Genomic DNA, 502 nt, shown 5'->3' with positions numbered 1-502 from the left:
ATGGTCGGGATCTGTGTATGTAAAGTGTAGATTTTGCGGTTTTGAAGGAGATGCATTTTCAGCGGTATTTACATAAATATTTAACGTATATACACCATTGCTGAAATTTGTTATTTCAAAACCAAACGGTGTTGTTTGATTTGCTGCTCTTTGATTGTTTGGGTTACTCCATGGAGAAAATACTTGATTATAACCTATACGAAATGCGTCGTTACTATCACCATGAAATCGTATATCTACTACAGGTTCCTGAGTAACAGGATTTTCTGTAAAATGAATTGGCTGAGGACTTATTAAACCTGCATAAGTAAAAGGAATATACTGATTATCATGATATCCGTTCGTTTTATTTGGAATTAATTGCTTAAAGACAGGCAATTGACCAGAGCCCCACGGATTGTCTACTGCTTGATTTACTTCCCAATTGTAACGTCCATCTGCAGGAATAAGCTGCAGCCATGAGGATGGATTTGTTCGATTTGGAGAACCGACTTTTCTGATT

At 36.7% G+C, this 502-nt stretch carries 1 pseudogene; it reads right to left on the bottom strand.

The features are described 5' to 3' along the window. Nucleotides 1-502, bottom strand: a pseudogene (locus tag ACSSWA_RS14975) (T9SS type A sorting domain-containing protein); the annotation flags it as partial.

Origin of the sequence: Melioribacter sp. Ez-97, from assembly GCF_051488665.1 — a bacterium.
Classification (GTDB): Bacteria; Bacteroidota; Ignavibacteria; order Ignavibacteriales; family Melioribacteraceae; genus Melioribacter.
The sequence above is the reverse complement of the archived record's forward strand: the minus strand, read 5'-3'. Positions and strand labels throughout refer to the sequence as shown.